Genomic DNA, 25,010 nt, shown 5'->3' on the forward strand with positions numbered 1-25,010 from the left:
ACCAATGGCGACCAAGGTTGCGATCAACGGTTTCGGACGTATCGGGCGCAATGTCGCTCGCGCCATTCTCGAACGCACCGACCATGACCTCGAGCTGGTGTCGATCAACGACCTGGCCGATGCTCAGGCCAATGCCCTCCTGTTCAAGCGTGACAGCGTCCACGGTACCTTCGAAGGCACCGTGGAAGTCGACGGCACCGATCTCGTCGTGAACGGCAAGCGCATCCACGTGACGGCGGAGCGCGATCCGGCGAACCTGCCGCACGCCGCGCAGGGCATCGATATCGTGCTCGAATGCACCGGCTTCTTCACCGACAAGGCGAGCGCCGGCAAGCACATCGACGCGGGCGCGAAGCGCGTGCTCGTCTCGGCTCCGGCCAAGGGCGTGGACCTCACCGTCGTCTACGGCGTGAACCACAAGGAACTGACCGCCGATCACGTCGTCGTGTCGAACGCCTCGTGCACCACCAACTGCCTGGCGCCTTTCGCCAAGGTACTGAACGAGAAGATCGGTATCGAGCGCGGTCTGATGACCACGATCCACTCGTACACCAACGACCAGAAGATCCTCGACCAGATCCACAAGGATCCGCGCCGCGCCCGCGCCGCCGCGATGAACATGATCCCCACCAGCACCGGCGCCGCCGTGGCCGTGGGGCTCGTGCTTCCCGACCTCAAGGGCAAGCTCGACGGTTCGTCGATCCGCGTGCCGACCCCGAACGTCTCGGTCGTCGACCTGACCTTCGTGCCCAAGCGCGACACCACCGCCGAGGAAGTCAACGCGCTGCTCAAGGAAGCGGCCGAAGGCGAACTCAAGGGCGTGCTCGGTTACACCGAAGAGCCGCTGGTTTCGATCGACTTCAACCACGACGCGCACTCATCGACCATCGACAGCCTTGAGACTGCCGTTCTGGAAGGCAAGCTGGTCCGCGTCCTGTCGTGGTACGACAACGAGTGGGGCTTCTCCAACCGCATGATCGACACCGCTGGTGTCATGGCTGGCCTGCTCTGAGGGCTTGATGGCGGTGGATCGCCCCGTCGGCGTCAAACGCGGTGTAAGAACCGCGTTGATCCGATGGTGGGCGGTTCGCCCCCACCACTGTCGCCGCGGAAGTCCGTTATGGGACTTTCGCGGCGCAGTGCATCCGGCACGATCGTCCGGCGCCCGCTTTGGGGCGGCGTCATGGCGGTACGGGCCGCATAGACTGCGAACAAGATATTCTGACGGCGCGCTTGCTGCGGCGCGTGCTGCCGTGGGCGACGAGACAAGGACCGAACGATGAGCGCTTTCAAGACCCTTGATGACCTTGGTGACGTGGCCGGAAAGGTCGCGCTGGTGCGCGTCGATTTCAACGTGCCGATGAGCGATGGCGTCGTCACCGACGATACCCGCATTCGCGCCGCCGCGCCGACGATCCTGCAGCTCGCCGAGAAGGGCGCCAAGGTCCTCCTGCTCGCCCACTTTGGCCGCCCCAAGGGTGAGCGCGTGCCCAGCATGTCGCTGTCGATGGTGGTCGGCGCGGTCGAGAAGGTGCTCGGCAAGGAAGTGATGTTTGTGCCGGAAGTGGCGGGCGACGTGGTCAAGCAGGCCGTCGGCATCCTGCGCGCGGGCGACATCGCGATCCTCGAGAACACCCGATTCTGGAAGGGTGAGGAAAAGAACGAGGCCGAACTTGCCGCCGCGATTGCCGCCAACGGCGACTTCTACGTCAACGACGCCTTCTCCGCTGCCCACCGCGCCCACGCCAGCACCGAGGGCCTCGCCCGCGTGCTGCCCGCCTATGCCGGCCGTTCGATGCAGGCTGAGCTGGAGGCGCTGGAAAAGGCGCTCGGCGCGCCGGAAAAGCCGGTCGCGGCCGTAGTCGGCGGCGCCAAGGTCTCGTCTAAGCTCGACGTGCTCAAGCACCTCGTCACCCAGGTCGATCACCTGATCATCGGCGGCGGTATGGCTAATACTTTCCTGGCCGCCAAGGGCGTGGACGTGGGCAAGTCGCTCTGCGAGCATGACCTGACCGGGACCGCGAACGAGATTCTCGATACCGCCGATCAGTCGGGCTGCACCGTGCACCTGCCCTATGAAGTGGTGGTGTCGAAGGAATTCGCCGCCAATCCGCCCAGCCTGCGCACCTGCAACGTCCACGAAGTGGCTGCCGACGAAATGATCCTCGACGTCGGCCCGCTTGCGGTCGAGGCTCTTGGCGACGTGCTCAAGACCTGCCGCACGGTGGTGTGGAATGGCCCGCTCGGTGCCTTCGAGACGGTGCCGTTCGATGCCGCCACCGTGGCTCTGGCCAAGACCGCGGCCGCGCTGACCCGTGAAGGCTCGCTGACCTCGGTGGCTGGTGGCGGCGATACCGTTGCCGCGCTTCACCATGCGGGCGTGGCGGAAGACTTCTCGTATATCTCCACGGCCGGTGGTGCCTTCCTGGAGTGGATGGAAGGTCGCGAACTGCCCGGCGTGGCAGCGCTCGAAGCCTGATAGGATAGGGCGGGGCGGCGCGCATGAACGGACCTGCTTCGGTTTCCGACGCTGCCCGGGCCTGGCAAGGCCCGCGCCCGCCTTGGCACGGCCGCTATGTAACGCTCGACGGCATGCGCGGGATTGCCGCCCTTGCCGTCGCGCTGTTTCATTTCAACATCTCGCAGGCCCCGCACGGCTACGTCGCGGTGGACTTCTTCTTTGCGCTTTCGGGCTTCGTGCTTGCCACCAGCTACCTGCCGCGCTGGCAGGCGGGCATGGGCACCGGCGAGTTCATGCTGAAGCGCCTCGTGCGGCTCTATCCGCTGTTCCTCGTCGGCGTGGTGCTGACAACGACGGTGGGCCTCGCGCGCCTCTACAGCGGCGGCGATACCTCGCTGAGCCTCAGGACGATCCTCGTCAGCACCGGCATCAACGCCGCCATGTTGCCGTCGCCGCTGACCAACACGCTGTTTCCGCTGAACGTGCCTGCCTGGTCGCTGTTCTACGAACTGGTCGCCAATTTCGCGATGATCGTGCTGCTGTTCCGCCTGCCGCGCATCGGCATCGCGGTGGTCTGCGCGCTTTCGGCCTGGTGGTTCGTGCCGGCGGTGCTCGAGAACGGATCGGGCAATATCGGCGCGGTCTGGCACGAATGGCCGATCGCGCTTGCCCGCACGCTCTATTCGTTCGGGATCGGCATGCTGATCGCCCGGATGCCGCAGCCCGAACATCGTCCCTCATCGTGGGTGGGCGTGGCTTGTCTCGTTGCCATCGCCGCGATGTTGATGGCGGATCCGCATTTCCTGTCGACCACGGCCTACGACCTTGCCTGTGCGCTGCTGATCTCGCCGCTGCTGGTCTGGTGCGGTTCGCGTGTCGAGCCCTCGCGCCGCTTCGCGCGCGCCGCCTGGTTCGTGGGCGAGGTATCCTTTGCGCTCTACGCGGTGCACTGGGCGGTGATCGAGCCGATGCGTTACTTCAAGGACGATCTGCATTATAACGCTGTGCTAATGGCATTTGTCTTTCTCGGTGCGTGCCTTGCCATCGCCTGGCTCTGCGTACGCTGGATCGACGTGCCGGCGCGCACTCTGCTGGGCGGCATCCTGCGCCGCCGCGAGAAGGCGCAGCGTCTGCGTCACGCCGCGCTGCCTTAGGGCGCGCAACCGTTTCGCTCCGGCTCGCCGGGGCAAATCTAGGAGGAGAAACCCATGGAATTTTCTGAGATGACGGCCAAGATCGCCGGCGGACACGGCTTCATTGCCGCGCTTGACCAGAGCGGCGGTTCGACCCCGAAGGCGCTCAAGGGCTACGGCATCGAGGAAGGCGCCTGGTCGACCGAAGAAGAGATGTTCGGCCTGATCCACCAGATGCGCGCCCGCATCATCTCGTCGCCGGTGTTCACCGGTGAAAAGGTTCTCGGCGCGATCCTGTTCGAACGCACCATGGACGGTGAAGTGAACGGCGTTCCCACCCCCCAGGCACTGATCGCCAAGGGCGTGGTGCCGTTCATCAAGGTCGACAAGGGCCTTGAGGACGAGGTGAACGGCGTGCAACTCATGAAGCCGATGCCGACCCTTGATGCGCTGCTGGAGCGTTCGAAGGCGCTGGGCGTGTTCGGCACCAAGGAGCGTTCGGTGATCAACTCGGCCAATGCCGAGGGCATCGCCGCCGTCGTCAGGCAGCAGTTCGAGATCGGCAAGCAGGTGCTCTCGCATGGCATGATGCCGATCGTCGAGCCCGAGGTGAACATCAAGAGCGCCACCCGCGCCGAGTGTGACCAGATCCTGCTCGCCGAGCTTCTCAAGAACCTCGATGAACTGCCCGAAGGGCAGCAGGTCATGCTCAAGCTCTCGCTGCCGATCGTGCCCGGCACGTTCGATCCGCTGGTCACCCACCCCAAGGTGCTGCGCGTCGTTGCGCTTTCGGGCGGCTACGAACGTCCCGAGGCCTGCGTCGAACTGGCGAAGAACAAGGGCATCATCGCCAGCTTCAGCCGCGCGCTGCTGCAGGACCTGCGCGCGCAGATGAGCGATGCCGAATTCGATGCCGCGCTCGGCGAAGCGATCGACGAGATCTTCAAGGGCTCGACCCAGAAGGCGGACGCCGCTGCGGCAGTCTGATCGTCCGGATCACGCGAAAGGACAGGGCGGTGCCGCAAGGCGCCGCCCTTTCTCGTTTCAGAGGCCGCCCATGAAGCGGAAACCGAACTGGTAGGCGAGCGGGGCCGGCTTGGAGCCTGCAACCGGCGTCGGACTTGCGGCCAGCAAGGTCAGGCTGCCGTCGGCGACTTGCACAGGCTGTCCGAGCGTCATGTCGATCTTGTGCGAACCCGAGCCGAGATCGATGCGTACGCGAAGCCTCAGGCGCCCGGCCTGGATGCACTGCACAGCTTGCGGACAGCGGCTATCCTCGATCAGTGAGAGTGGGGTGACCCTTGGGCCATCGACGGAAACCGTCTCGCCGATGCGGGTATAGGCGAGGGGCGGGCCGTTGTAGGGACGCGAGGCGGGCAATTCGCCGGCGGGCTGTGCGAGCGGCGGAGTGGCCTGCTCGGGCATGGACGCCGGTGGCTGCGCGGGGGCAGGCGGCGGGGGCACATCGGGAGGCGCCGGGCGATAAGACGAAGGCGGTACCTGCATTGGCGCGGACGGAGGCATTCCGGCGCCTTCGGGGATGATCCGGCAACCGCTCATCGCCAGGGCCAGCGCGGTGAGCGCCAGGGTCTGTGCGAGTGCGGAGGAAAGGGCGGGCGGCGGGGCGCGTCGTTTCATGTTCCTCCCTTATAGCTTGAAGCAGCCCCGGGTTCCGGGTGCGTGCCGGCGAAACCTATCGGCAGCGCCTGAACCTCTCCCGAACGAAACGGGCTTTGCCTGCCGCACCGGGGCGGGTAGGGATGGGCGCGGCAAGTGGTATGACGATGAAAATTCTCAAGTCCTGGCGGGGCGTCGATGGTTGGCTCAAGCTGTGGATCGCCTATCTGGCGGCGAGTTACATCCTTCCGTCGCTGCTGCCCATGTCCGTCCGGCAGGTGGTATTGCCGCCCGTTTTCTGTGCCCTGCTGGCGACAAGCGTGATCGCGCGGCTACGGCCCCGGCTCGATCCGATGTTGCGGCGCGCGCTCGCCTTGCTGGTCGCGGAAGCGGCATGGATCGGCTTTGATGCGGGGCTGGCAGGAGGCGTGCCGCCTGCAACCGTGATCGGCATCCTGGCAGCGCTCGTCTTTGCGGGCTGCCTTGTCTGGCGTCCTTCGAGAATGCTGCTGGGCATGCTGGTCGGCGCGGTCGGCGCAGCGGCGTTCGAGACGATCTATCTGGCGGTGAGCGCGGCCGACTGGAACCTCGAGACCGCAACCGAGGCGCTTCATGCGACGATGCGCCTCGCGATCCTGGTGTTTGCCCATGCCGCGCTGACGGGCTGCAATCGTGAGGCCGAGGATGCCTTGTTCGAAGACGAAGTCTTTTCCTGAGCCTCGCGAACGGCTAGGTGCGCGCTTATGGAAGAGATTGAACGCGAACCGACGCAGCTTTACCTGATTTCGCCGCTCGATGTGACCGGCGCTTTCCCCGAACGCCTGGCCCGCGCGCTCGATGCCGCGCCGGTGGCGGCGTTCCAGTTTCGCGTCAAGGACGTGGACCAGCACGAGGCGGCGCGCCTTGCCGAGCCGCTGCAGAAGATTTGCGGCGATCGCGACGTGGCCTTCATCGTCAACGATTCCACCAGCCTCGCCAAGCGCCTCGGTGCGGACGGCGTGCATCTGGGGCAGGAGGACGGCTCGGTCGAGGAAGCGCGCAAGGCGCTCGGCCGTGACGCGCAGATCGGCATGACCTGCAACAACAGCCGCCATCTTGCGATGGACGCGGGCGAAGAGGGCGCGGACTACGTGGCTTTCGGTGCCTATTTTCCCACGACCACCAAGGACGTGAAGCACATGGCGGGGCTCGACCTGCTGGAATGGTGGCAGTCGATCTTCGAAATTCCCTGCGTTGCCATCGGCGGTATCACGCCCGGAAACTGCGCGCCGCTGGTGAAGGCCGGAGCCGATTTCCTTGCGGTGTCGGGTGCGGTGTGGAACGGCGATGAGGCCGCAGCGGTCAAGGCTTTCCACGAGGCGATGACCGGGGCGATGGCCTGAGGTCTGCGCGGGCGTTTGGCACAGCCCCGAACCAGTAGGCCGAACCGGCAGAATGGATCGGTTCAACTAAACCCCGTCATCCCCGCCTTCGCGGGGGCGACGAGATGGTATTGTTTAAGATCGTGGTCGACCGCGATCTGACCCATCAAAAATCAATCTTCGCGATCACATCCTCCCCGAACTTCAGCGCCAGATCGCAATATTCCGCGCGTGTATCGGCATGGACCGTTGCCCCGGCGCCATGGATGCCAAGCGACTTGAGGTGCGCGAAGTGGTCCAGCGCTTCCGGCGCGCTCCAGCCCTCTTTGATCGAATAGGTGGACGAGGCGATGACCTTCGGCGGCTCCGCACGGCCGATCTTCTCGGCATGGGCGTGCATGTAGGCGATGGCCTCGCTGATGTCTTCGTCACCCTCCAGATTGGCGGTGCGGGCGGTGTCGGTCACCGACTTGGGCACAAAGAACGGGTGCCAGGCATCGCCCATCTCCGCTGCCCGGCGCAGCGCGCGCCGCGAATTGCCGCCGACCAGAAGCGGGGGGTGCGGCTTCTGCACCGGCGTCGGCAGCATGCGATTGCCCCGCGCGGTGTATCCGCTGCCCTCGAATGTGAAGTCCTCGCCCGTCCAGGCCAGCTTCATCGCCGTGATGTACTCGTCCATGAGGTCGTTGCGGCTGTCGAAATCGACGCCCAGCGCCTTGTATTCCGCCTTCATGTACCCGGCGCCAAGGCCCAGAACCACGCGGCCATTGGTGAAGTGGTCCAGCGACGAGACCCCGCGCGCCACCACGAAGGGATTGCGGTACGGCAGTACCAGAATGTTGGTCTGCAGCCGCAGCCTGGTGGTCACTGCGCCCAGCATCGACAGCATCACGAACGGATCCTGCGCGTAGTGTCCGCCCGCATCCAGCCAGCGTGCCGAGGGAACAGGGTGATCGGTGACGGTGCCGGCGTGGAAGCCCGCCTTCTCGACCGTGCGGGCAATCTCGTGCACGGCCTCCATGGTGCCGAATTCCTCCGGCCTGTCGATCCGGTCGAAAGGCAGGCTGGTGCTGAGCGTGAAGGTCATGGCGTGCGGTCTCTCGTTCAATCGGTGGGTTCGGGCGGCAGCACCCAGTTTTCATCGCTGTTGCGCACCCATCCGCCGGATGCCCAGGTGCCGCCGTCGACCGGGATGATCGTGCCGGTGACGTATGTGGCCATTTCGGAGGCGAGGAACACGGCGACGCGGCCGCATTCCTCGTCGACGCCTGCACGGCCGAGCGGGATGCGGCGGCGGATCGCCTCTTCCTGCGCAGGCGAGGGGCGATGCCAGAGCAGCGGATCGACCGGCCCGGTGAACTGGCCGCGCGTGCCCGGTGTTACCGTATAGTCGGGCGCGATGGCGTTCACACGGATGCCGTGGTGGGCAAGCTCCACCGCCAGCGTACGGGTGAGGTTGTTGATCCCGGCCTTGCACGCGGCGTAGACCGCGTAGCCCGGCGCCGCGCGCGACGCCTCGATGCTGGTGACGTTGATGATTGAACCTCCACGCCCACTTTCGATCATGATCGGCAGCGCGGCCTGCGTGGCGGCAAGGTTGGAGACGAGGTTGAGATCGATATGGCGGCGCCAGTTCTTCTCGGTGAGGTCCGCGAAGGGCCGCCGGGACACGCCGCCGACGTTGTTCGCCAGCACGTCAAGCCGCCCGAAATGGCGCGCCGCCTCGGTAACGGCATCCTGCACGAAATCGGCGTCCATGGCATTTCCGGCGATGCACAGCGCCTTGCGCCCGCGCGCCTCGATCAGTTCGGCGACCTGGTCGCAGCGTTCGGGGATAGCCTCAAGGATCGCGATGTCTGCACCCATATCGGCCATGCAGAGCGCGATCGCTCGCCCGATCCCGCCGCCGCCACCGGTGACGAACACGACTTTCCCCGACAGGTCGATGACCGAGGCATCCACACCCGTTCTCCCTTCAACCGGGCCGTTTTCGGCCTCCCGGGCGTGGCCAACCGTCGATCGCCGGGTTGTAGACGCGCCTCAAAACGCGAACAGCATCAGCGAGATCGAGAGGGTCGTCTATATCTTTCTCCAGTCCGCAGGAGAGGATCGTCTCCACGGTAAGGCCGCGATTTATCGCTTGTTCGCAATGGGTTGAGAAGCTGTCCTGACCAAAGGAGAAAGGAAACCAGATGCTTGCCGGCAATGGCAGGGACAGCGCGTTGGTGCCGGTGCGATGACGGTCCGGGGCGATTCCCAGAGCATCGTGCGGCAGATCTACGAGCCGTTCGATGTCAGCGGCGGTGATGCACGGCAGGTCTGCCGGCAGCACCAGGATACGTTCCGGTCCCGCTGCGGTGATGGCCGATACCGTGCTTTCCAGCGCTCCGTTGAGGTCGGGGCCCGGATCGTCGAAACGCAGTACCCCGCTACCCAGATTGGGCCGCGCCGGACCCAATACGCAGACGCGCTGGATTGCCCGGCAGCCGCGCAGGGTATCAAGCACATGGCGCAACATGCCTGAAACCAGTGCCTCGCGCTCGTCAGGATCGAGCGCGGAGGCCAGCCGGGTCTTTCCCATGCCTGGCGCCTTGACCGGGATGAGCGCCCAGCAGCTCACGGCACTTCGGGCGCTGCGGTGAGGTTGGTGAAGCGTATTCCGGCCCCGTCGGCCTTGTAGGTCTTGTTCATGTAGATGAGGATCGAGGTCAGCGCCTCCGCCGCCGCCGAATTGGCCAGGCCGCCGCCGGAAAGCCCGCGCAGGCCCATGCCCGGGCACAAGTCCACAACGGTCTGGCGCGCCTCCACATCGTCCGAGAAGACCAGCACGTCGCAGTCAATGGCGTGATCGCTGTCGAGATGGTGGGCAGAGACGTTGTGGAACGCGGTGACGAGGCGGGCATCCGGCCCCAGATGTTCGCGGGCCTGCATCGCGGCGCTGCCCTCTGCAGGAAGCTGCACGCGCATGACTTTGGGCGGCACCAGCGGCACGGTGGTGTCGACGACCACGGCCGAGCCGATCACGCTCGCGATCTGGCGCAGCGTATCGCCTTGAGAAGCATGGGGCACGGTGACGATCACCACGTCCTTGCCCTGCGCGGCCTCGCCATTCTCGGCATAGCCTGCCGCCCCGAGTTCCTCGGCCGCCGCACGGGCCTTCTCCGCCGTGCGGGATCCGATCGTCACCTGATGCCCCGCCTTGACGAGCCTTCGGGCAATGCCCTTGCCCAGCGCGCCGGTCCCGCCGATCACCGCTATCGCTGCCATCAGATCATCTCCCCTGCGAATTCTTGGTCGTTGTCATTGTCGTTCCCGGTGCGGCAGCTTTAGACACGGTGGTTCGGGAGGGCCGATGAAGCGAAATCCAGAACTGACCGTGCGACCGCTGACGGGGCTACCTATGTTCGCTGCCGGAATGTCGATTGCGCAAGCGATATGCGCGAGCCTCGCAGGCGAAGGTGACCGGTTACGCGATGGCGATATCTTGGTGGTTGCGCAGAAGATCGTCTCCAAGGTGGAGGGCCGCACGCGCGATCTTGTGGCGCTCATGACTTCTGAGGAAGCGCATGAACTTGCTCGCGCAACTGGCCGTGATCCCGAGATGATGCAGGCAATACTAGAGGAGAGTTCCCAGGTCCTGCGCTGCACTCCGGCGGCCGTGATCGCGGCGCATCGCACCGGGCACGTGCTGGCCAATGCCGGGATCGACGCATCGAACGTGGAAGGCGGAGAGGCTGGCCGTGTGCTGCTCTGGCCGCTCGAACCCGATGCCTCGGCGCGGGCGCTGCGGGGCGAACTTCAGAAAGCGTGTAAAGTTCGGATCGGCGTGGTGGTCGCGGATTCGATGGGGCGGGCCTGGCGGATCGGCACCTTGGGCCATGCCATCGGCTGCGCGGGGCTGACCGTGCTGGAAGACCGCCGTGGTCGCGGGCAGGATCTTTACGGCCGCACGCTTCAGGCCACGGTGATCGGCATTGCGGACTCGGTTGCCGCCATGGCAGCGCTGGCGATGGGTGAAGGCGCGGAAGGCACTCCGGTCGCGCTGGTGCGCGGCTGCGAGCGTTGGGTGACGGAAGCAGACGGCCCCGGCGCGGTAAGCGGGCTTCGGCCTATCGAGCAGGATATGTTCCGATGAGCGGCCAAAAACAGCAAGCGGGGCACGTACTCGCGCTTTCGGGCGGCGTTGGCGGGGCGAAGCTGGCGGCTGGACTCGCTGCAGTCATGGCGCCGGCAGATCTCACGATCGTCGTCAATACTGGAGACGATTTCGAGCATCTCGGCCTAACTATATGTCCTGACATGGATTCCGTGACTTATGCGCTCGCCGGTCTCAACGACACGCAGCGCGGTTGGGGCGTGAAGGACGAGACGTGGCAGACCATGGCCATGCTCCGCGCGCTGGGCGAGGAGGGGTGGTTCAACCTTGGCGACCGCGACATGGCGATGCACATTGCGCGGTCATGGCGGCTGCGCGCAGGTGAGACGCTTTCTGAAGTGACGGCGCGGCTGACGCACGAACTCGGGATCGCCCATACGGTTGTGCCGATGAGCGACGATCCGGTGCGCACGCAGGTGCTTACGGAGGCAGGCTGGACAGACTTTCAGCGCTGGTTCGTGGGGGATCAATGCGTTCCGGTGGTTTCTGATGTACGTTTCGAGGGTGCGGCGGGGGCTAAACCCTCGTCCGGATTTGCTGACGCACTGGCACGGGAAGACCTTGCCGCCATCGTCGTCTGCCCGTCCAACCCGTTCCTCAGTGTCGATCCGATCCTTGCCGTCGACGGCGTGCGCGCTGCGCTGGCGGCGCGGCGGGTGCCGCTGATCGCAGTCTCGCCGATTGTCGGCGGAACCTCGGTGAAAGGTCCGCTGGCCAAGATGCTGGCCGAGCGCGGGCAGGCGGTGAGCAATGCGGCTATCGCTCATCACTACAGCGATCTTCTCGACCACCTCTTGATCGATCATGCCGATGAGGCCGATGTCTCTGGTTTGCAGGCACGGGGCCTCACGGTCACCGTGACGACGACAATGATGCGCGAAGCCGCCGACAGGGAAAGGCTCGCGAAGGAGGTGCTTGCCCTCGCAGGCATCTGAAGGGTGAGCAGATGCAGGATGATAGCCACACGCTGAAGGCATGGCTGCTGGCGGCTCCGTTGGAGGACGTCACCGCGCGGGCAAGGGCGCGGCGCGAGGCAAACGGTCCGGCGCGGATGACTTATTCGCCCAAGGTCTTCATCCCGCTGACGCGCCTTTGCATGGACGTCTGCCACTACTGCACGTTCGCGACGACGCCGTCGCGGCTCGAGGCGCCCTACCTCACGCCTGAGGAAGTGCTGGACATAGCCCGCGCCGGGGCCGCGGCGGGGTGCCGGGAGGCGCTGTTCACGCTGGGCGATGCCCCGGAGCGCCGGTATGCGGCCGCGCGGGACTGGCTGGCGGAGCGGGGCTTCGCGCGCACCGTGGACTATGTGCGCCACTGCGCCGAACTGGTGCTGAAGGAAACCGGCCTGCTGCCGCACGTCAACGCCGGTGTGCTGGAGGAAGAGGACTACCGGATGCTGCGCCCGGTCGCGGCTTCGGTGGGGCTGATGCTGGAAAGCACGTCGGAGCGGCTGCTGGAAAAGGGCATGTGCCACCATGGCTCGCCTGACAAGGTGCCGGCGCTGCGGCTCGCCTCGCTGGCAGCGGCAGGCCGCGCGCGGGTGCCGATGACCAGCGGCGTGCTGATCGGCATTGGCGAGACGGCGGAAGAACGGATCGATGCGCTTCTCGCTTTGCGTGATCTGCACCGCGAGCATGGCCATTTGCAGGAAGTGATCGTCCAGAACTTCTGCCCCAAGCCAGGCACGAAGATGGCCCGCGCGCCGGAAGTGAGCGAGGCGGATTTCCTGCGCGTGGTCGCCGCCGCGCGCATCCTGCTGCCGGACGAAGTCTCGGTACAGGCGCCGCCCAATCTGAATGACGAGCGGCTTGTCGAACTGATCGACGCCGGGATCGACGATTGGGGAGGGATTTCTCCGGTAACGCTCGATCATGTGAACCCGGAAGCGCCCTGGCCGGAAGTGGAGCGGCTGCGTGCGATCTGCGCGACCAAGGGCCTGCCGCTGGTCGAGCGCCTGACGGTCTATCCGCGCTTCGTGATGAGCGAGGACCGTTCATGGCTCGATCCGGCGATCCGGCCAGCCGTGCTACGCCATGCCGATGCCGAGGGGCTGGCGCGCGACAGCGTCTGGAGCCCCGGTCTGGCCGATCAGCATGCACCGGGCAGTGTTCGCGCTCCATTGGGGCAGTTCCATGCCGGGCCGGTGGCAGCGTCGCTCCATCGTATTCTTGATCGCGCGGCGAGCGGGGTGACGCTGAGCGAGTACGAGATCGTTGCCCTTTTCGCCACGCGCGGCGCGGCAGCGCAGGCGGTGATCGCCGCGGCCGACGCCCTGCGCGCCGAAGTCAGCGGCGATACCGTGACGTACGTCGTCAATCGCAACATCAACTACACCAACATCTGCACGCACACTTGCTCGTTCTGCGCCTTCTCGAAGACCAGCAGCAAGGCGGGTTTCCGTGACAAGCCCTACAATCTCGACTTGTCGGAAGTCGCGGGCCGCGCGCGCGAAGCGGTGGAGCGCGGGGCGACCGAAGTCTGTCTGCAAGGGGGCATCCACCCGAGCTATACCGGCGAAACCTACCTTTCGATCCTGCGCGAAGTGAAAGCGGCGTGCCCGGACCTTCATGTCCATGCCTTCTCCCCGCTGGAAGTAAGCCAGGGGGCGCGTACGCTGGGCATGCCGGTGCGGGACTATCTGGCGATGCTGAAGGATGCAGGGCTGGGCTCGCTGCCCGGTACGGCGGCCGAGATCCTCTGCGACGACATTCGCGAGCAGATCTGCCCGGGCAAGCTGACCACGCAGGAATGGCTGGATGTGGTCGGCACCGCGCATGCTGTCGGCCTGCCGACGACGTCCACGGTGATGTTCGGTCACCTCGAAGGCATCGGGCACTGGGCGCGGCACCTGCTGGCGCTGCGCAATCTCCAGCTCGAAACCGGCGGCATCACCGAATTCGTGCCGCTGCCGCTCGTGCACATGGAAGCGCCCTTCTACCGGCGTGGACAGTGCCGCAAGGGGCCGACCTGGCGCGAGGCGGTAATGATGCACGCGGTGGCGCGTCTGGCGCTGAATGGGGCGATCAACTCGATCCAGTGCTCCTGGGTGAAACTGGGCATGGACGGGGCCGCCGCCGTGCTGGCAGCGGGCGCCAACGACCTTGGCGGTGTGCTGATGGATGAAAGCATCAGCCGCGCCGCAGGGGCAGCACACGGGCAGGGGGTGACGATCGCGGAACTGCGCACGGCGGCGGAAAGCGTGGGGCGCACATTGAAGCAGCGTACCACGCTTTACGGCGAAGTGGCATTGGAAGCTGTTTGAACCGGGACCTTACATGGCCTTGATCTGCTGCCACATGGCTTCGGGCATCCAGGTGTATTCGATGTAGTGCCCGAAGACCTTGCGGGCATCGAGGTAGAGGAACTTCAGCGCGTCCGGATTGTCGTCAGGTTCGCGCTCCATGGCGATGGGAAACTCCTGGCTGTCGACCCGTTTGCGAAAGTCCGGCCAGTCGTCCACCCCAAAGCAGATATGGTGGAAGCGCAGCGCTCCACCGTTCGACTGGCAACCTGCGTAGATGCCCACTTCGTCGATCTCGTTTTCGATCAGTTCGATCTGGAGTTCGCCGATCCAGATGAAGCAGATCCGCCCCTTCTGGCGCTTCAGGCCCTGCGGCGTGAGCACTTGCTGGTCCACCGGGATGATCACCGGTTCACGGACGAGCCCGCGCCCGCGGAACAGGTCGATTCCGGCTTCAAGATTGTCGCAGACGTAGGCGTTCTGGTAATGGCGGCCTTCAAGCATCGGTCTCTCCTGAAGTCTTGCGCAAGCCCCTGGACCCGTCGCCCCGGCGAGGGCGACGGGTCTGGAAGGAGCTCGCCGTCTCAGCCCTCGCGGGCGACGTCGTAGCGCGAAAGATAGCGTTCGAAGAGCGGTTCGAGTTCGGCCTTGTCGATGCCGTACTGGGCCAGCTTGTATTCGTGCTTGCCGAACTTGTCCTGCGGGTTGTCGTCCACCCACTGCTGGATCCCGGCCTCGGCCTCGGCGGTCCATTCGTCGCCCAGTTGCCGGTAGACCTTTTTCATGGTGCCGATCGGATCGGCCGTCATATCGGCGTAGTGGACGTCGATAATCTTGTCCTCGCCATGCCTGTCACGGAAATCCATGATCCGGTTGGCGTGCTCGGCGGCCTGCCAGGTGTAGTTTTCCTTGAGCCACGCGGTATCCGGCTTGCCCATGTGTGCCATGTGGCTGAGCGAGATGATCGAGCAGAGCGAACCGGTGGCGGTGAAGGGATCGCGGTGCGCCCAGAGCACGCGGGCGTCGGGATAGACCTTGAAGATCGTCTCCAGCCATAGCGCATGGCTGGGCTTCTTCACGTTCCACACGCCGCCGGCGTTCTGCTGGAGCACTTGCAGGAACTTCTTGTGGTATTCGTAGGCGCTGGTCATGTCGCAGGAGAAGATGAATTCCTTGTAGCCCGGCAGCTTGCCCTTGGAATCGATCATCAGTGTCTTGAAGTCGTGCGCCATGAAGAACACGCACTCGTTCGGATAGACGGCCGAGCCGCGATAGTACTTGCCCATCGCCGGATTGGCCTCGAGCATCGCCTTTTCCTGCGCCAGACGGGCCTGCGCGCGCGGATCGGTGGTGAGCAGTTCCTTCGAGGCGACCGGCGGGACCGGATCGTCGATTTCCCAGGTCAGCGGCGAGCGGCGCGCCGGGTCGGCGGCGAGCAGGTTCGAGAGCAGCGTGGTGCCGGTGCGCGGCACGCCCATCACGAAGACCGGCTTTTCGACCGGGCGACTGAGCAATTCAGGGTTCTGGCGCAGGTAGTCGGAGATCTTCAGGCGGCCGCGCAGATAGTGCACGATGTCCGCCTTCGCGCGGGCTATACCGCCCTCGGTATATTGACCGCGCGCGATGCCGGCGTTGAAATCGCCCACAAGAACGTCGAAGCCTTCGCGCCATGTGTCGTTGTCGAAGGTGTGGATGCCGGTCTCGTTCATCGCCTGTTCGACGAGTGCATCACCGACGAGTTTGTCCATCGTGAGGTGTTCGGTCATTTCGTGATCCTCTTTCCCGTGTCTCGGCGCGGGCCGCTGCGGCGACCTCATCGCCATGAGATAGCCAGCGGGAGAGCCGCCTTGGCAATGCGGCTGACATGACGGATCAGGACGTAATGTCGAATATTGGCCAAGACCCGCCGCCCCTCATGCTGCGGCGGAGGCCATCGAGGACAAGGCGCGCGCCTGCCGCTGGCGGAACGTGCTGGGGCTGGCGCCCACTGCACGGCGAAACGCGAACGTGAAGCTGGAGGGGGAGGCAAAGCCCATGGCGAAGGCGACCGTCTTCACGCTTTCGCCTTCCATCAACAGGCGTTTGGCGGCTTCCATCCGGCGCTGTTCGATATAGTCGCCGATCGAGCAGGCGCGGCTGACGCGAAAGCCGCGGGTCAACTGACGCACGGAGAGCCCGCACATGTCGGCCAGATCCTTGAGCGACGGGGAAGTGAGGTCGCTGGCCAGCCGTTCCTCGATCAGGCGCAGCCGCCAGCCGGAAAGGCCGCCGGTCATCGGCCTTTCGGCAACTTCGAGGCCGTAGCGCCCGAGCTCGATGGCCAGTTCGCCGCCCAGCAGTTCCAGCATGCGCTGCGCGGCAAGGCCGGGGTGGCGCACTTCGGCGGTGATGCGGAACAGCAGCGCCCGCACATGCGCGCTGCCGATGTCGAGCGCTGCGGCGAGGTGCGCATCGTCCCACGGCAGTTCTCGGCCGAGCAGGTCGTGCACCAACGCGGCGTCGATGGTGCAGACCAGGGAGGCTTGCCGGCCGCTGCCGCCGCGAATGTAGAGCGCCTCTCCGGGGGGGATCGCAAAGATGTCGCCCAGACGTTCGAACCGGTGCGGGCCCCAGCGCTCGCGATAGCCGCCGCGCGAGTCCAGCGGGCGCGGGGTCAGGCACATGTTGACATGATAGCCCGAGCCGAGGGCATGGCGCGTGTCGGTCGGTTCGGGAATGTCGAACCGCACGATCTGCGCGGTGATTCCGGCTGCGGAAAGTTCCGCGTCGACAATCATCGTCGGCGAATGGGCAAGTTGCGTTTCGGGCATGGCAGGCTCTCCGGGGCGTGTCGGGTCGCTGGCCCGAATTCGTGTCCCTGATGCTTGGATAGGGCCCGAACTCTACGATTGCCACACTTGCGGGACAAGCCGCCCACGGGAAACATCGCGCCAACGAAAGTACCGGCAGGAAAGTCGGTGGAGGGATCGAGGAGAGAATGATGGCCAAGGGCCTTTTTGACTGCACGGGCAAGGTGACGGTGGTGACCGGCGGCAACGGCGGTATCGGCTTCGGCTTCGCCATGGGCGTGGCCAAGATGGGCGGCGATCTGGCGATCTGGGCGCGCAACGCGGAAAAGAGCGCGAAGGCCAAGGCCGAACTGGAAGCGGCCGGCGCGGGCAGGGTGATCGCCTATCAGGTCGACGTTTCGGAAGAAGCCAACATCAAGGCCGGTTACGAGCAGGTGATGGCCGATTTCGGCCGGGTGGACTGCGTGTTCGCCAACTCCGGTGCAAGCCCGCGCTACAACTCGGCCTTCGAGATGCCGACCGAGCATTGGTACGAATTCCAGAAGACCGCGCTGGACGGTGCGTTCTTCACGCTGCGTGAAGGCGCGCGGTTGATGAAGGAGCGCGTGGAGGCGGGAGACCAAAGCGGCGGCAGCCTTGTCGCCTGTGGTTCGCTCTCGCTGTTCCAGGGTCTGCCGGGCAAGATGGAATATGCCGCATCGAAGGCGGCGGTGGCGGCGGCGATCCGCTGTCTGGCCATCGAGCTGGCTCCGCTGGGCATTCGCGCCAACGTCGTGGCGCCGGGCCTCGTCATCACGCCGATGATGGGCGAGGGCGCCCGCGCCGATGCCGTGGCCGCGCATTTCGCGCCGACGATCCCGATGAAGCGCACCGGCTATCCGGCCGACTTCGAGGGCATCGGCGCCTATCTTTGCTCGGACGCAAGTTCGTTCATGACCGGCGAGACGGTCACGATCGACGGCGGCTACATGGTGCGCCCGTAAGCGGGGCTTGGGGAGAGACGTGATGGAATTGCTCAAGATCCATGGGCAAGGCGACGTTCGCCTCGATGCCTACGAACGTCCGGCGGCCGGGCCGAAGGACGTGGTCGTCAGGATGAAGTCGGTTGGCATCTGCGGATCGGACCTGTCCTACATCAAGATGGGCGGCATTCCGCCGGGCGTGGAGACCGCGCTGGGCCATGAAGGCGCGGGCGAGGTGATGGAAGTCGGCGCCGAAGTCGCCGGGATCGCGGTGGGCGATGCCGTCATCGTCAACCCGATGATGACGCCCAGCAACATCGGTTCGGGCGGCCCGGAAGGCGCGTTCACGCAGGAACTGCTGGTGCGCGAGGCGCGCCTCGGCGATTCCATCCTGCCGATCCCCGAGGGCATTTCCTACGACGTGGCCGCGATGTGCGAGCCGCTGGCCGTGGCCATGCACGGCGTCAACCGCGCCGATGTGAAGCCGGGTGACAAGGTCGTCGTGTTCGGCTGCGGGCCGATCGGGCTTGGCATGTTGCTCTGGCTGGTCGATCGCGGCGTGACCGATGTCGTCGCGCTGGACCTTTCCGAAGAGCGTCTGGAACGCGCGCGGGCGCTGGGCGTGCAGGCTGCGCTCGATCCCACGAAGGTCGATCTGCGGGCGGAACTGGCGAAACTGCACGGCGAAGTGCCCAGCTACGGCCGCGTGGGCGTGGGCACCGATGCCTTCATCGACGCGGCGGGCGCGCCCAACATCCTGACCGATGTGATCATGATGGCCAAGCTGCATGCCAGGCTGGTCATCACCGCCGCCTACATGCGGCCCATCGAGTTCCCGGTCGGCCGCATGCTGACCAGCGAGATGACGATCACCACGGCGGTCGGCTATCCCACCGAAATGCCTGAAGTTGTCGCCGCCATGCCCCGCCTGAAGGACAAGATCGCGCCGATGATCAGCCACAAGCTGCCGTTCAGCGAAATCATGAAGGGCCTGGAAATTGCCGCCACGCCGCAGTCCGCCAAAGTCATGATCGGGATCGAGGAGGCTTGAGATGGCCGATATGAAGGATGCCGGTCCGAAGCTGGCGGGCCTGGTCCGCTCGGGTGACGAGCAGGCCGAGGCTATCGCGGTCACCGATTTCGTGTTTCAGGCGAACGATATCTCGAACGCCTATCTCGTGACGACGTCCGAGGGCGACGTCATGATCAACACCGGCTTCATGGACAATGCAGAGCGCACCAAGCGCTTGCTGACCCCGCATCGCACCGGGCCGCTGGCCTTTATCATCCTGACGCAGAGCCATGCGGACCACTTCGGCGGCGTGCCGGAATTCCTGGAGCAGGGCACGCAGGTCGTCGGCGGGCCGGGCTTCAATGAAGCGCTTTCGGACATGATGGACCTCCAGCCCTTCTTCGGGCCAAGGAGCGGGAAGCTCTGGGGGGCGACGCTGAAGCGCGGCGGTTCGCCCAAGCCGGCCCCGCACGTGGTTCCCGACATCCTCGTCGACCGCCGCCTGACCATCGATCTTGGCGGGCGGACGTTCGAACTGATCTCCACGCCCGAGGGCGAGACCGTCGATGCGCTGACGGTCTGGCTGCCCAAGGAGAAGATCGCCTTTACCGGCAATGTCTTCGGGCCGGTCTGGCTGTCGATGCCGTTCCTCAACACCTTGCGCGGAGACAAGCCGCGTCTGGTGCGCAACTACTTGAAGTCGCTGGAGACGATCCGCGACCTTGGGGCCGAGATCGTTGTTACCGGCCACGGCGAGGCCATTCGCGGAGCCGAGCGCATCCGTGCCGATCTCGACAGGATGCACGCGGCGGTAAGCTACGTGCGCGACTATACGCTGGAAGGCATGAAGGCGGGCAAGGACGTGCACAGGCTGATGCGCGAATTCGTCTGGCCCGAGGGGCTGGAGATCGGCGAATTCCACGGCAAGGCAGCCTGGGCGGTCAAGTCGATCTGGCGCGAGTACGCGGGGTGGCTGCACTATGAGGACGGTACGACGGCGCTCTACGGCGTGCCGCGTTCCAGTGTGGATGGCGATCTGGTCGAACTGGCTGGCGGCGCGGTCAAGCTGGCGGAACGGGCGCAGGCGAAGCTCGATGCGGGCGCTCCGCTGGAGGCCGTGCATCTGACCGATATTGCCCTCAGCGCGGAGCCGGACAATGCGGCGGTTCTCACCGTGCGCAAGGCGGCGCATGAGGCTCTGCTGGCGGCTTCGGGCGGCAAGAACCTGTCCGAGACGATGTGGCTGCGTTCGGAGATTGGCGCGATGGAGGCCAAGCTCGGGGATTGATCCCAGCACCCCGTCGTCCCCGCGAAGGCGGGGACCCCGCTTGTTCTTCCGGCCTCGCGCTAGGGTGCAAAAAGGAAGCGGGGCCCCCGCCTGCGCGGGGGCGACGAAGTTTTTGGGTTTGAGGTTGGGTTTGGGTTCGCGGCGTCGTGCGGGCGCGTGTTTTACGCCATCACCGCGCTGCTCTCGTAAACCAGCCGCACGAGTTCCGCTTGCCCGCGCACGCCCAGCTTGGCGTAGAGCCGCTTGGAATAGTTGCGCGCCGTTTCCAGGGTCAGGCCCATGCGCTCCGCCGCTTCGGCGATGGAGTGGCCGTCCGCCAGCGCCATTGCCAGTTCCGCCTCTCGCCGGGGCAGGTCGAAGACGGCTGCCAGTCGTTCGGCGCTCTGATCCGAATGCGGGCGGGGCAGGGTGCAGAGCGCCAGGATCGCCGGTGCCGCGAGGGCCTGCGCATTCTCGGCGGGCATCAGCAAGGCCTCGATATGCGGGTTGTCCCGCAGCAGCAGCGGCCGTGCGGACAGCGCAGGGGCCTGGGTCATTTCTGCCGCGATGGCCGCCAGCTTGCGCTCGGCGGCAAGGTCGAGGCCCAGCACGCGTTCGCCCGGGCGCAGCACCGCGCCGCAGTGCATTTGCCAGAATTCCGCCAGCGCGCGATCGGCCGCCACGATGCGCGCTTCGGCATCCAGAAGCATCCAGCCCTTGCCGGTGCGCTCCAGCCCCATGGCGTTGATCCGCGCTGAAAGCCGGTCACGGTCCATCGCCACGAGATTCTCGACCGCGATGGCCACGTAAGGCGCCAGGCTGGAGAGCAGGGCGCTGTCGGCGGCGGTGCACTCGCGCGCGCGCGCCATCAGCAGCCATGCGCTGTAGCGCTCGCCGCCGGCGATCCGCACCACGCGCTCGTCGCCGATTCCGAGCTTCGCCATGCGCCGGTTGCGATCCGCGCGCGCCACGGGGTCGTGGTCGATCATCTCCCCGATCGAATAGACCCGCCCCGGCCGCAGGCTGTCGTAGAGGTAGCGGTCAAGGTCGAACGGCCCCTGCTGTTCCGACTCGCGGGCGCGTTTGCGCAAGTCGATTCCGGCATGGCTTTCGACGATGGTGCCATGCGGACCATCGCCCATGCGAAGGATCAGGCTGACGTAGTCGGCCTGGGTGCGACGACGCAATCTTTCCAGAAATGTCGCAAAGCGCGGATCTTCGGCATTTCCCTGAAAGAGCGGGATCAGGAGATCGGTCTCGTCGTTGCTGGTAAGAGCCATGCCCTCCCATATGGGAGGTTCGCGGAAATGTCATCCCTGCGATTCGGATCGGGACAGTTTGAAACCCAGCCGAACGGGCGTGAGCCCAAGGGCAGAGGAAGACCTGATGAAAACACTCACGCATCTGGAGCGTCTCGAAGCCGAGAGCATCCACATCATCCGCGAAGTCGTTGCCGAGGCCGAAAAGCCGGTGATGCTCTATTCGGTCGGCAAGGACAGCGCGGTGATGCTGCACCTTGCCCGCAAGGCGTTCTATCCCTCGCCGCCGCCGTTCCCGCTGCTCCATGTCGATACGACGTGGAAGTTCAAGGCGATGTACGAGCTGCGCGACAAGATGGCGCGCGAGAGCGGCATGGAGCTGCTGGTCTACCAGAACCCCGAGGCGGTCGAGAAGGGCATCAACCCGTTCGACCACGGCGCGCTCCACACCGACATGTGGAAGACCGAAGGCCTGAAGCAGGCGCTGGACAAGTACGGCTTCGACGCGGCCTTCGGCGGCGCCCGCCGCGACGAGGAAAAGAGCCGCGCCAAGGAGCGCATCTTCTCGTTCCGCACCTCCTCGCACGGCTGGGACCCGAAGAACCAGCGCCCGGAGCTGTGGAACCTCTACAATGCCAGGAAGGCGCGCGGCGAGTCGATCCGCGTCTTCCCGATCTCCAACTGGACCGAGCTGGACATCTGGCAGTACATCCACCTGAACGACATCCCCATCGTGCCGCTCTACTTCGCCGAAAAGCGCCCGACCGTTGAGCGTGACGGCATGCTGCTGATGGTGGACGACGAGCGCTTCCCGCTGAAGGACGGCGAGGTTCCGGTCGAACGCTCGATCCGTTTCCGCACGCTCGGCTGCTACCCGCTGACCGGCGCGGTGGAGAGCGAGGCAAAGACGCTTCCCGACGTGATCCAGGAGACCCTGCTCACCACCACATCCGAGCGGCAGGGCCGCGCCATCGACAAGGACGCTGGCGGTGCCGGCATGGAAGTCAAGAAGCAGCAGGGGTACTTCTGATGGGACAGAGCGACACTGAAACGGTGCAGAACGACACCAAGGAAGCTGTCTACGTCACCGACAAGCTGATTGCCGAGGACATCGACGCCTATCTCGTCCAGCACGAGCACAAGACGATGCTCCGCTTCATCACCTGCGGCAGCGTCGACGATGGCAAGTCCACCCTGATCGGGCGCCTGCTCTACGATTCGAAGATGATCTTCGAGGACCAGCTCGACGCGCTGCAGTCGGATTCCAAGAAGGTCGGCACGCAGGGGCAGGAGATCGACTTCGCGCTGTTGGTCGACGGTCTTGCCGCAGAGCGCGAGCAGGGCATCACCATCGACGTGGCCTATCGCTTCTTCAACACCGAGAAGCGCAAGTTCATCGTTGCCGACTGCCCGGGCCACGAACAGTACACCCGTAACATGGTCACCGGCGCTTCCACCGCCGACCTTGCGGTGATCCTGATCGATGCGCGCAAGGGCGTGCTGGTGCAGACGCGCCGCCACTCGTACCTGTGCCACCTGATCGGCATCAAGAACATCGTCCTGGCCGTGAACAAGATGGACCTGGTGGATTACAGCCAGGAGGTCTTCGACAAGATCCTGGCGGACTATACCGAGTTCGCGCAGTCGATCGGCATCGAGAGCTTCACCGCGCTGCCGATCTCGGGCTTCAAGGGCGACAACATCACCACGCTCTCGGACAAGACCCCGTGGTACAAGGCGCCAGCCTACGCCGGTGTCCCGCTGGTCGAGCATCTGGAGACGGTGGAGGTTCTCTCCTCGGTCGATGCCGACAAGCCGCTGCGCCTGCCGGTGCAGTGGGTGAACCGTCCGAACCTCGATTTCCGCGGGTTCTCGGGCCTGATCGCCACCGGTTCGGTGAAGGCGGGCGACAAGATCCGCGTCCTGCCCTCGGGCAAGACCAGCACGATCACGCGCGTCGTCACTTTCGACGGCGATCTGGAAGAAGCGGTCGCCGGCCAGTCGGTTACCGTCTGCTTCGCGGACGAGATCGACTGCTCGCGCGGGTCGGTGATCTCGGTTGCCGACAATCCGCCGCAGACCGCCGATCAGTTCGAGGCGACCTTCGTGTGGATGGCGGACGAGGCCATGGTGCCCGGCCGCGCCTACTGGCTGAAGATCGGCACCCAGATGGTGTCGGCCACGGTCCAGGAGCCGAAGTACGAAGTCAACGTCAACACGATGGAGAAGCTGGCGGCCAAGACGCTGGAGCTGAACGCCATCGGCGTGGCGGAACTGACCACCGACAAGCAGATCGTCTTCGAGCCTTATGCCGACAACCGCACGCTCGGCGGCTTCATCCTGATCGACAAGATGACCAACGCCACGGTGGCGGCGGGCATGATCCACTTCTCGCTGCGCCGTTCGCAGAACGTGCACTGGCAGGCCGTGGACATCGATCGCAAGCAGCACGCCGGCCTCAAGAACCAGCGCCCGGCGGTGCTGTGGTTCACCGGCCTCTCGGGCTCGGGCAAGTCGACCATCGCCAACCTTTTCGAGAAGAAGCTGCACCGGATGAACCGGCACACCTTCCTGCTCGACGGCGACAACGTGCGCCACGGGCTCAATAAGGACCTGGGCTTCACCGAGGCCGACCGCATCGAGAACATCCGCCGCGTGGGCGAAGTCTCCAAGCTGATGACCGACGCGGGCCTGATCGTCATCACCGCCTTCATCTCGCCGTTCCAGGCGGACCGCGAGATGGTGCGTTCGATGCTGCCGGAAGGCGAGTTCTTCGAAGTGTTCATCGACACGCCGCTCAAGGTGGCCGAGGCGCGCGACGTCAAGGGTCTCTACAAGAAGGCGCGTTCGGGCGAGCTGAAGAACTTCACGGGTATCGACAGCCCTTATGAAGCGCCGCGGAACCCCGAAATCCGCATCGACACCACGGCGATCTCGCCCGAAGAGGCCGCGAACCTGATCGTCGACACGCTGTTGGGAGACGCCTGATGCGCCACGAGGGTAGCCTCACCGACGGCGACCTGGCCGCGCACCTGGCCGAAGTGGCGGGCAAGATCCTGCTCGACGTGCGCAGCTCCGGCCTGTTCTCGGGCAAGGCGCTGGGCAAGGCGGGGGACCAGACCGCCAACCAGTTCCTCTGCCACGCCCTTCGCGAGCAGCGGCCCGAGGACGGGCTGCTCTCCGAAGAGGAGAAGGACAATGCCGAGCGTCTGAGCAAGCAGCGGGTGTGGATCGTCGACCCGGTCGACGGCACCCGCGAATATGGCGAGGAGCGTGCCGACTGGGCGGTCCATGTCGGCATGGCGGTGGACGGCGCGCCGGTGCTGGGCGCCGTGGCGCTGCCGGGCGCCGGGCTTGTCCTGCGCTCCGACCAGCCGGGCGAGGTTCCGCCCGCGCCGGAAACGCTGCGCATGGTCGTCAGCCGCACGCGTCCCGCCAAGGAAGCGACCGGGGTGGCCGAGGCTATCGGCGCCGAACTGGTCCCGATGGGATCGGCCGGGGCCAAGGCCATGGCGATCCTGCTGGGGGATGCGGACATCTACCTCCACTCCGGCGGCCAGTACGAGTGGGACAGCTGCGCCCCTGCCGCCGTGGCGCAGGGCTGGGGCCTCCACGTCTCGCGCATCGATGGCAGCCCGCTGGTCTACAACCGGGAGGACGTCTATATGCCCGACCTGCTGATCTGCCGGAAAGAACATGCCGAACTGGTCCTCGAAAAGGTGAAAGCCTTCCTCTGAGGACAAGCTGAT

Annotated in this window: 24 protein-coding genes; 15 read left to right on the plus strand and 9 right to left on the minus strand. The window is 65.4% G+C overall.

Annotated features, from left to right (window positions below):
- The first annotated feature begins 4 nt into the window (after positions 1-4).
- The 4 genes from gap (at position 5) to DM450_RS05415 (ending at position 4,581) form a co-directional block, all read left to right on the plus strand.
- Positions 5-1,012 carry a type I glyceraldehyde-3-phosphate dehydrogenase gene (gene gap, locus DM450_RS05400; protein WP_142633083.1) on the plus strand — a complete coding sequence of 336 codons (1,008 nt, stop codon included), beginning with the start codon at positions 5-7 and terminating at the stop codon, positions 1,010-1,012.
- Between the two features lie 267 nt (positions 1,013-1,279).
- Entirely contained in the window at positions 1,280-2,479 is a 1,200-nt protein-coding gene (locus DM450_RS05405) for a phosphoglycerate kinase (RefSeq protein ID WP_142633085.1), read from the plus strand.
- 23 nt (positions 2,480-2,502) lie between these two features.
- The gene (locus tag DM450_RS05410; RefSeq protein ID WP_142633087.1) at positions 2,503-3,615 is read left to right on the plus strand and encodes an acyltransferase; all 1,113 of its coding nucleotides are present in this window, start codon (positions 2,503-2,505) and stop codon (positions 3,613-3,615) included.
- A 54-nt stretch (positions 3,616-3,669) separates the two neighbouring features.
- A complete protein-coding gene (locus tag DM450_RS05415; protein WP_142633089.1) occupies positions 3,670-4,581 on the plus strand; it encodes a fructose bisphosphate aldolase in 912 nt (303 codons plus the stop codon).
- A gap of 57 nt (positions 4,582-4,638) precedes the next feature.
- Here the strand turns inward: DM450_RS05415 and DM450_RS05420 are convergent, their stop codons facing one another.
- Positions 4,639-5,232, minus strand: coding sequence for a hypothetical protein (locus tag DM450_RS05420; RefSeq protein ID WP_260610430.1), 594 nt, complete (start codon positions 5,230-5,232; stop codon positions 4,639-4,641).
- Between the two features lie 146 nt (positions 5,233-5,378).
- Here DM450_RS05420 and DM450_RS05425 point away from each other — a divergent pair, with 146 nt between their 5' ends.
- Together DM450_RS05425 and thiE are read left to right on the plus strand one after the other, a co-directional pair.
- Positions 5,379-5,927, plus strand: coding sequence for a hypothetical protein (locus DM450_RS05425; RefSeq protein ID WP_142633091.1), 549 nt, complete (start codon positions 5,379-5,381; stop codon positions 5,925-5,927).
- Positions 5,928-5,954: 27 nt separating this feature from the next.
- Positions 5,955-6,593: a thiamine phosphate synthase gene (gene thiE / locus DM450_RS05430; RefSeq protein ID WP_142633093.1), complete on the plus strand. Its 639-nt coding sequence runs from the start codon at positions 5,955-5,957 to the stop codon at positions 6,591-6,593.
- A 145-nt stretch (positions 6,594-6,738) separates the two neighbouring features.
- Here thiE and DM450_RS05435 read toward each other — a convergent pair whose 3' ends face one another.
- From DM450_RS05435 to npdG, 4 genes are read right to left on the minus strand one after another with little or no spacing between them, the layout of a single operon-like run.
- Positions 6,739-7,659: an LLM class F420-dependent oxidoreductase gene (locus DM450_RS05435; protein ID WP_142633095.1), complete on the minus strand. Its 921-nt coding sequence runs from the start codon at positions 7,657-7,659 to the stop codon at positions 6,739-6,741.
- Positions 7,660-7,676: 17 nt separating this feature from the next.
- Complete coding sequence (locus DM450_RS05440) at positions 7,677-8,534, minus strand: SDR family NAD(P)-dependent oxidoreductase (protein ID WP_142633097.1); 858 nt, start codon at positions 8,532-8,534, stop codon at positions 7,677-7,679.
- A gap of 13 nt (positions 8,535-8,547) precedes the next feature.
- Positions 8,548-9,192, minus strand: coding sequence for a 2-phospho-L-lactate guanylyltransferase (cofC, locus tag DM450_RS05445; protein WP_142633099.1), 645 nt, complete (start codon positions 9,190-9,192; stop codon positions 8,548-8,550).
- Entirely contained in the window at positions 9,189-9,839 is a 651-nt protein-coding gene (gene npdG / locus DM450_RS05450; RefSeq protein WP_142633101.1) for an NADPH-dependent F420 reductase, read from the minus strand. Before npdG ends, cofC begins: the two co-directional genes overlap by 4 nt.
- A gap of 133 nt (positions 9,840-9,972) precedes the next feature.
- Here npdG and cofE point away from each other — a divergent pair, with 133 nt between their 5' ends.
- Genes cofE through cofH form a run of 3 tightly spaced genes read left to right on the plus strand, consistent with a single transcriptional unit; the run spans position 9,973 to position 13,993 of the window.
- Positions 9,973-10,707, plus strand: coding sequence for a coenzyme F420-0:L-glutamate ligase (gene cofE, locus DM450_RS05455; RefSeq protein WP_260610384.1), 735 nt, complete (start codon positions 9,973-9,975; stop codon positions 10,705-10,707).
- Positions 10,704-11,663 (plus strand): 2-phospho-L-lactate transferase, encoded by a 960-nt coding sequence (gene cofD / locus DM450_RS05460; RefSeq protein WP_142633105.1) that lies wholly within the window; start codon positions 10,704-10,706, stop codon positions 11,661-11,663. The genes cofE and cofD overlap by 4 nt, the downstream gene beginning before the upstream one ends.
- An 11-nt stretch (positions 11,664-11,674) precedes the next feature.
- Positions 11,675-13,993, plus strand: a complete 2,319-nt coding sequence (cofH, locus tag DM450_RS05465) for a 5-amino-6-(D-ribitylamino)uracil--L-tyrosine 4-hydroxyphenyl transferase CofH (RefSeq protein WP_142633107.1) — start codon at positions 11,675-11,677, stop codon at positions 13,991-13,993.
- A 9-nt stretch (positions 13,994-14,002) separates the two neighbouring features.
- Here the strand turns inward: cofH and DM450_RS05470 are convergent, their stop codons facing one another.
- The 3 genes from DM450_RS05470 to DM450_RS05480 form a co-directional block, all read right to left on the minus strand.
- Complete coding sequence (locus tag DM450_RS05470; RefSeq protein ID WP_142633109.1) at positions 14,003-14,476, minus strand: VOC family protein; 474 nt, start codon at positions 14,474-14,476, stop codon at positions 14,003-14,005.
- An 80-nt stretch (positions 14,477-14,556) separates the two neighbouring features.
- The gene (locus DM450_RS05475) at positions 14,557-15,738 is read right to left on the minus strand and encodes a sulfotransferase (protein WP_185928717.1); all 1,182 of its coding nucleotides are present in this window, start codon (positions 15,736-15,738) and stop codon (positions 14,557-14,559) included.
- Between the two features lie 147 nt (positions 15,739-15,885).
- Complete coding sequence (locus tag DM450_RS05480; RefSeq protein ID WP_142633111.1) at positions 15,886-16,782, minus strand: helix-turn-helix transcriptional regulator; 897 nt, start codon at positions 16,780-16,782, stop codon at positions 15,886-15,888.
- A 170-nt stretch (positions 16,783-16,952) separates the two neighbouring features.
- Between DM450_RS05480 and DM450_RS05485 the strand changes: the two genes are divergently transcribed.
- The 3 genes from DM450_RS05485 to DM450_RS05495 are packed head-to-tail and all read left to right on the plus strand — an operon-like array spanning position 16,953 to position 20,023.
- Positions 16,953-17,744, plus strand: coding sequence for an SDR family NAD(P)-dependent oxidoreductase (locus DM450_RS05485; RefSeq protein ID WP_142633113.1), 792 nt, complete (start codon positions 16,953-16,955; stop codon positions 17,742-17,744).
- Positions 17,745-17,766: 22 nt separating this feature from the next.
- Positions 17,767-18,774: a zinc-dependent alcohol dehydrogenase gene (locus DM450_RS05490; protein WP_142633115.1), complete on the plus strand. Its 1,008-nt coding sequence runs from the start codon at positions 17,767-17,769 to the stop codon at positions 18,772-18,774.
- A gap of 1 nt (position 18,775) precedes the next feature.
- Positions 18,776-20,023 (plus strand): MBL fold metallo-hydrolase, encoded by a 1,248-nt coding sequence (locus DM450_RS05495; RefSeq protein WP_142633117.1) that lies wholly within the window; start codon positions 18,776-18,778, stop codon positions 20,021-20,023.
- 161 nt (positions 20,024-20,184) lie between these two features.
- Here DM450_RS05495 and DM450_RS05500 read toward each other — a convergent pair whose 3' ends face one another.
- Positions 20,185-21,282 (minus strand): helix-turn-helix transcriptional regulator, encoded by a 1,098-nt coding sequence (locus tag DM450_RS05500; protein WP_142633119.1) that lies wholly within the window; start codon positions 21,280-21,282, stop codon positions 20,185-20,187.
- A gap of 79 nt (positions 21,283-21,361) precedes the next feature.
- On the opposite strand from DM450_RS05500, the gene cysD reads away from it, so the two are divergent.
- The 3 genes from cysD to DM450_RS05515 are packed head-to-tail and all read left to right on the plus strand — an operon-like array spanning position 21,362 to position 24,998.
- Entirely contained in the window at positions 21,362-22,291 is a 930-nt protein-coding gene (gene cysD / locus DM450_RS05505) for a sulfate adenylyltransferase subunit CysD (RefSeq protein ID WP_409529352.1), read from the plus strand.
- Positions 22,291-24,249, plus strand: a complete 1,959-nt coding sequence (cysN, locus tag DM450_RS05510) for a sulfate adenylyltransferase subunit CysN (RefSeq protein ID WP_142633121.1) — start codon at positions 22,291-22,293, stop codon at positions 24,247-24,249. Before cysD ends, cysN begins: the two co-directional genes overlap by 1 nt.
- Positions 24,249-24,998 carry a 3'(2'),5'-bisphosphate nucleotidase CysQ gene (locus DM450_RS05515; protein WP_142633123.1) on the plus strand — a complete coding sequence of 250 codons (750 nt, stop codon included), beginning with the start codon at positions 24,249-24,251 and terminating at the stop codon, positions 24,996-24,998. The genes cysN and DM450_RS05515 overlap by 1 nt, the downstream gene beginning before the upstream one ends.
- Positions 24,999-25,010: the final 12 nt, after the last annotated feature.

Origin of the sequence: Sphingomonas sp. IC081 (genome assembly GCF_006874585.1) — a bacterium.
Lineage (GTDB): Bacteria > Pseudomonadota > Alphaproteobacteria > Sphingomonadales > Sphingomonadaceae > Novosphingobium.

Excerpts from the sequence above, each read along its gene's own strand:
- gap (WP_142633083.1), top strand. The coding sequence starts at position 5 with ATGGCGACCAAGGTTGCGATCAACGGTTTCGGACGTATCGGGCGCAAT.
- DM450_RS05405 (WP_142633085.1), top strand. The coding sequence starts at position 1,280 with ATGAGCGCTTTCAAGACCCTTGATGACCTTGGTGACGTGGCCGGAAAG.
- DM450_RS05410 (WP_142633087.1), top strand. The coding sequence starts at position 2,503 with ATGAACGGACCTGCTTCGGTTTCCGACGCTGCCCGGGCCTGGCAAGGC.
- DM450_RS05415 (WP_142633089.1), top strand. The coding sequence starts at position 3,670 with ATGGAATTTTCTGAGATGACGGCCAAGATCGCCGGCGGACACGGCTTC.
- DM450_RS05420 (WP_260610430.1), bottom strand. The coding sequence starts at position 5,232 with ATGAAACGACGCGCCCCGCCGCCCGCCCTTTCCTCCGCACTCGCACAG.
- DM450_RS05425 (WP_142633091.1), top strand. The coding sequence starts at position 5,379 with ATGAAAATTCTCAAGTCCTGGCGGGGCGTCGATGGTTGGCTCAAGCTG.
- thiE (WP_142633093.1), top strand. The coding sequence starts at position 5,955 with ATGGAAGAGATTGAACGCGAACCGACGCAGCTTTACCTGATTTCGCCG.
- DM450_RS05435 (WP_142633095.1), bottom strand. The coding sequence starts at position 7,659 with ATGACCTTCACGCTCAGCACCAGCCTGCCTTTCGACCGGATCGACAGG.
- npdG (WP_142633101.1), bottom strand. The coding sequence starts at position 9,839 with ATGGCAGCGATAGCGGTGATCGGCGGGACCGGCGCGCTGGGCAAGGGC.
- cofE (WP_260610384.1), top strand. The coding sequence starts at position 9,973 with ATGTTCGCTGCCGGAATGTCGATTGCGCAAGCGATATGCGCGAGCCTC.
- cofD (WP_142633105.1), top strand. The coding sequence starts at position 10,704 with ATGAGCGGCCAAAAACAGCAAGCGGGGCACGTACTCGCGCTTTCGGGC.
- cofH (WP_142633107.1), top strand. The coding sequence starts at position 11,675 with ATGCAGGATGATAGCCACACGCTGAAGGCATGGCTGCTGGCGGCTCCG.
- DM450_RS05470 (WP_142633109.1), bottom strand. The coding sequence starts at position 14,476 with ATGCTTGAAGGCCGCCATTACCAGAACGCCTACGTCTGCGACAATCTT.
- DM450_RS05475 (WP_185928717.1), bottom strand. The coding sequence starts at position 15,738 with ATGACCGAACACCTCACGATGGACAAACTCGTCGGTGATGCACTCGTC.
- DM450_RS05480 (WP_142633111.1), bottom strand. The coding sequence starts at position 16,782 with ATGCCCGAAACGCAACTTGCCCATTCGCCGACGATGATTGTCGACGCG.
- DM450_RS05485 (WP_142633113.1), top strand. The coding sequence starts at position 16,953 with ATGGCCAAGGGCCTTTTTGACTGCACGGGCAAGGTGACGGTGGTGACC.
- DM450_RS05490 (WP_142633115.1), top strand. The coding sequence starts at position 17,767 with ATGGAATTGCTCAAGATCCATGGGCAAGGCGACGTTCGCCTCGATGCC.
- DM450_RS05495 (WP_142633117.1), top strand. The coding sequence starts at position 18,776 with ATGGCCGATATGAAGGATGCCGGTCCGAAGCTGGCGGGCCTGGTCCGC.
- DM450_RS05500 (WP_142633119.1), bottom strand. The coding sequence starts at position 21,282 with ATGGCTCTTACCAGCAACGACGAGACCGATCTCCTGATCCCGCTCTTT.
- cysN (WP_142633121.1), top strand. The coding sequence starts at position 22,291 with ATGGGACAGAGCGACACTGAAACGGTGCAGAACGACACCAAGGAAGCT.
- DM450_RS05515 (WP_142633123.1), top strand. The coding sequence starts at position 24,249 with ATGCGCCACGAGGGTAGCCTCACCGACGGCGACCTGGCCGCGCACCTG.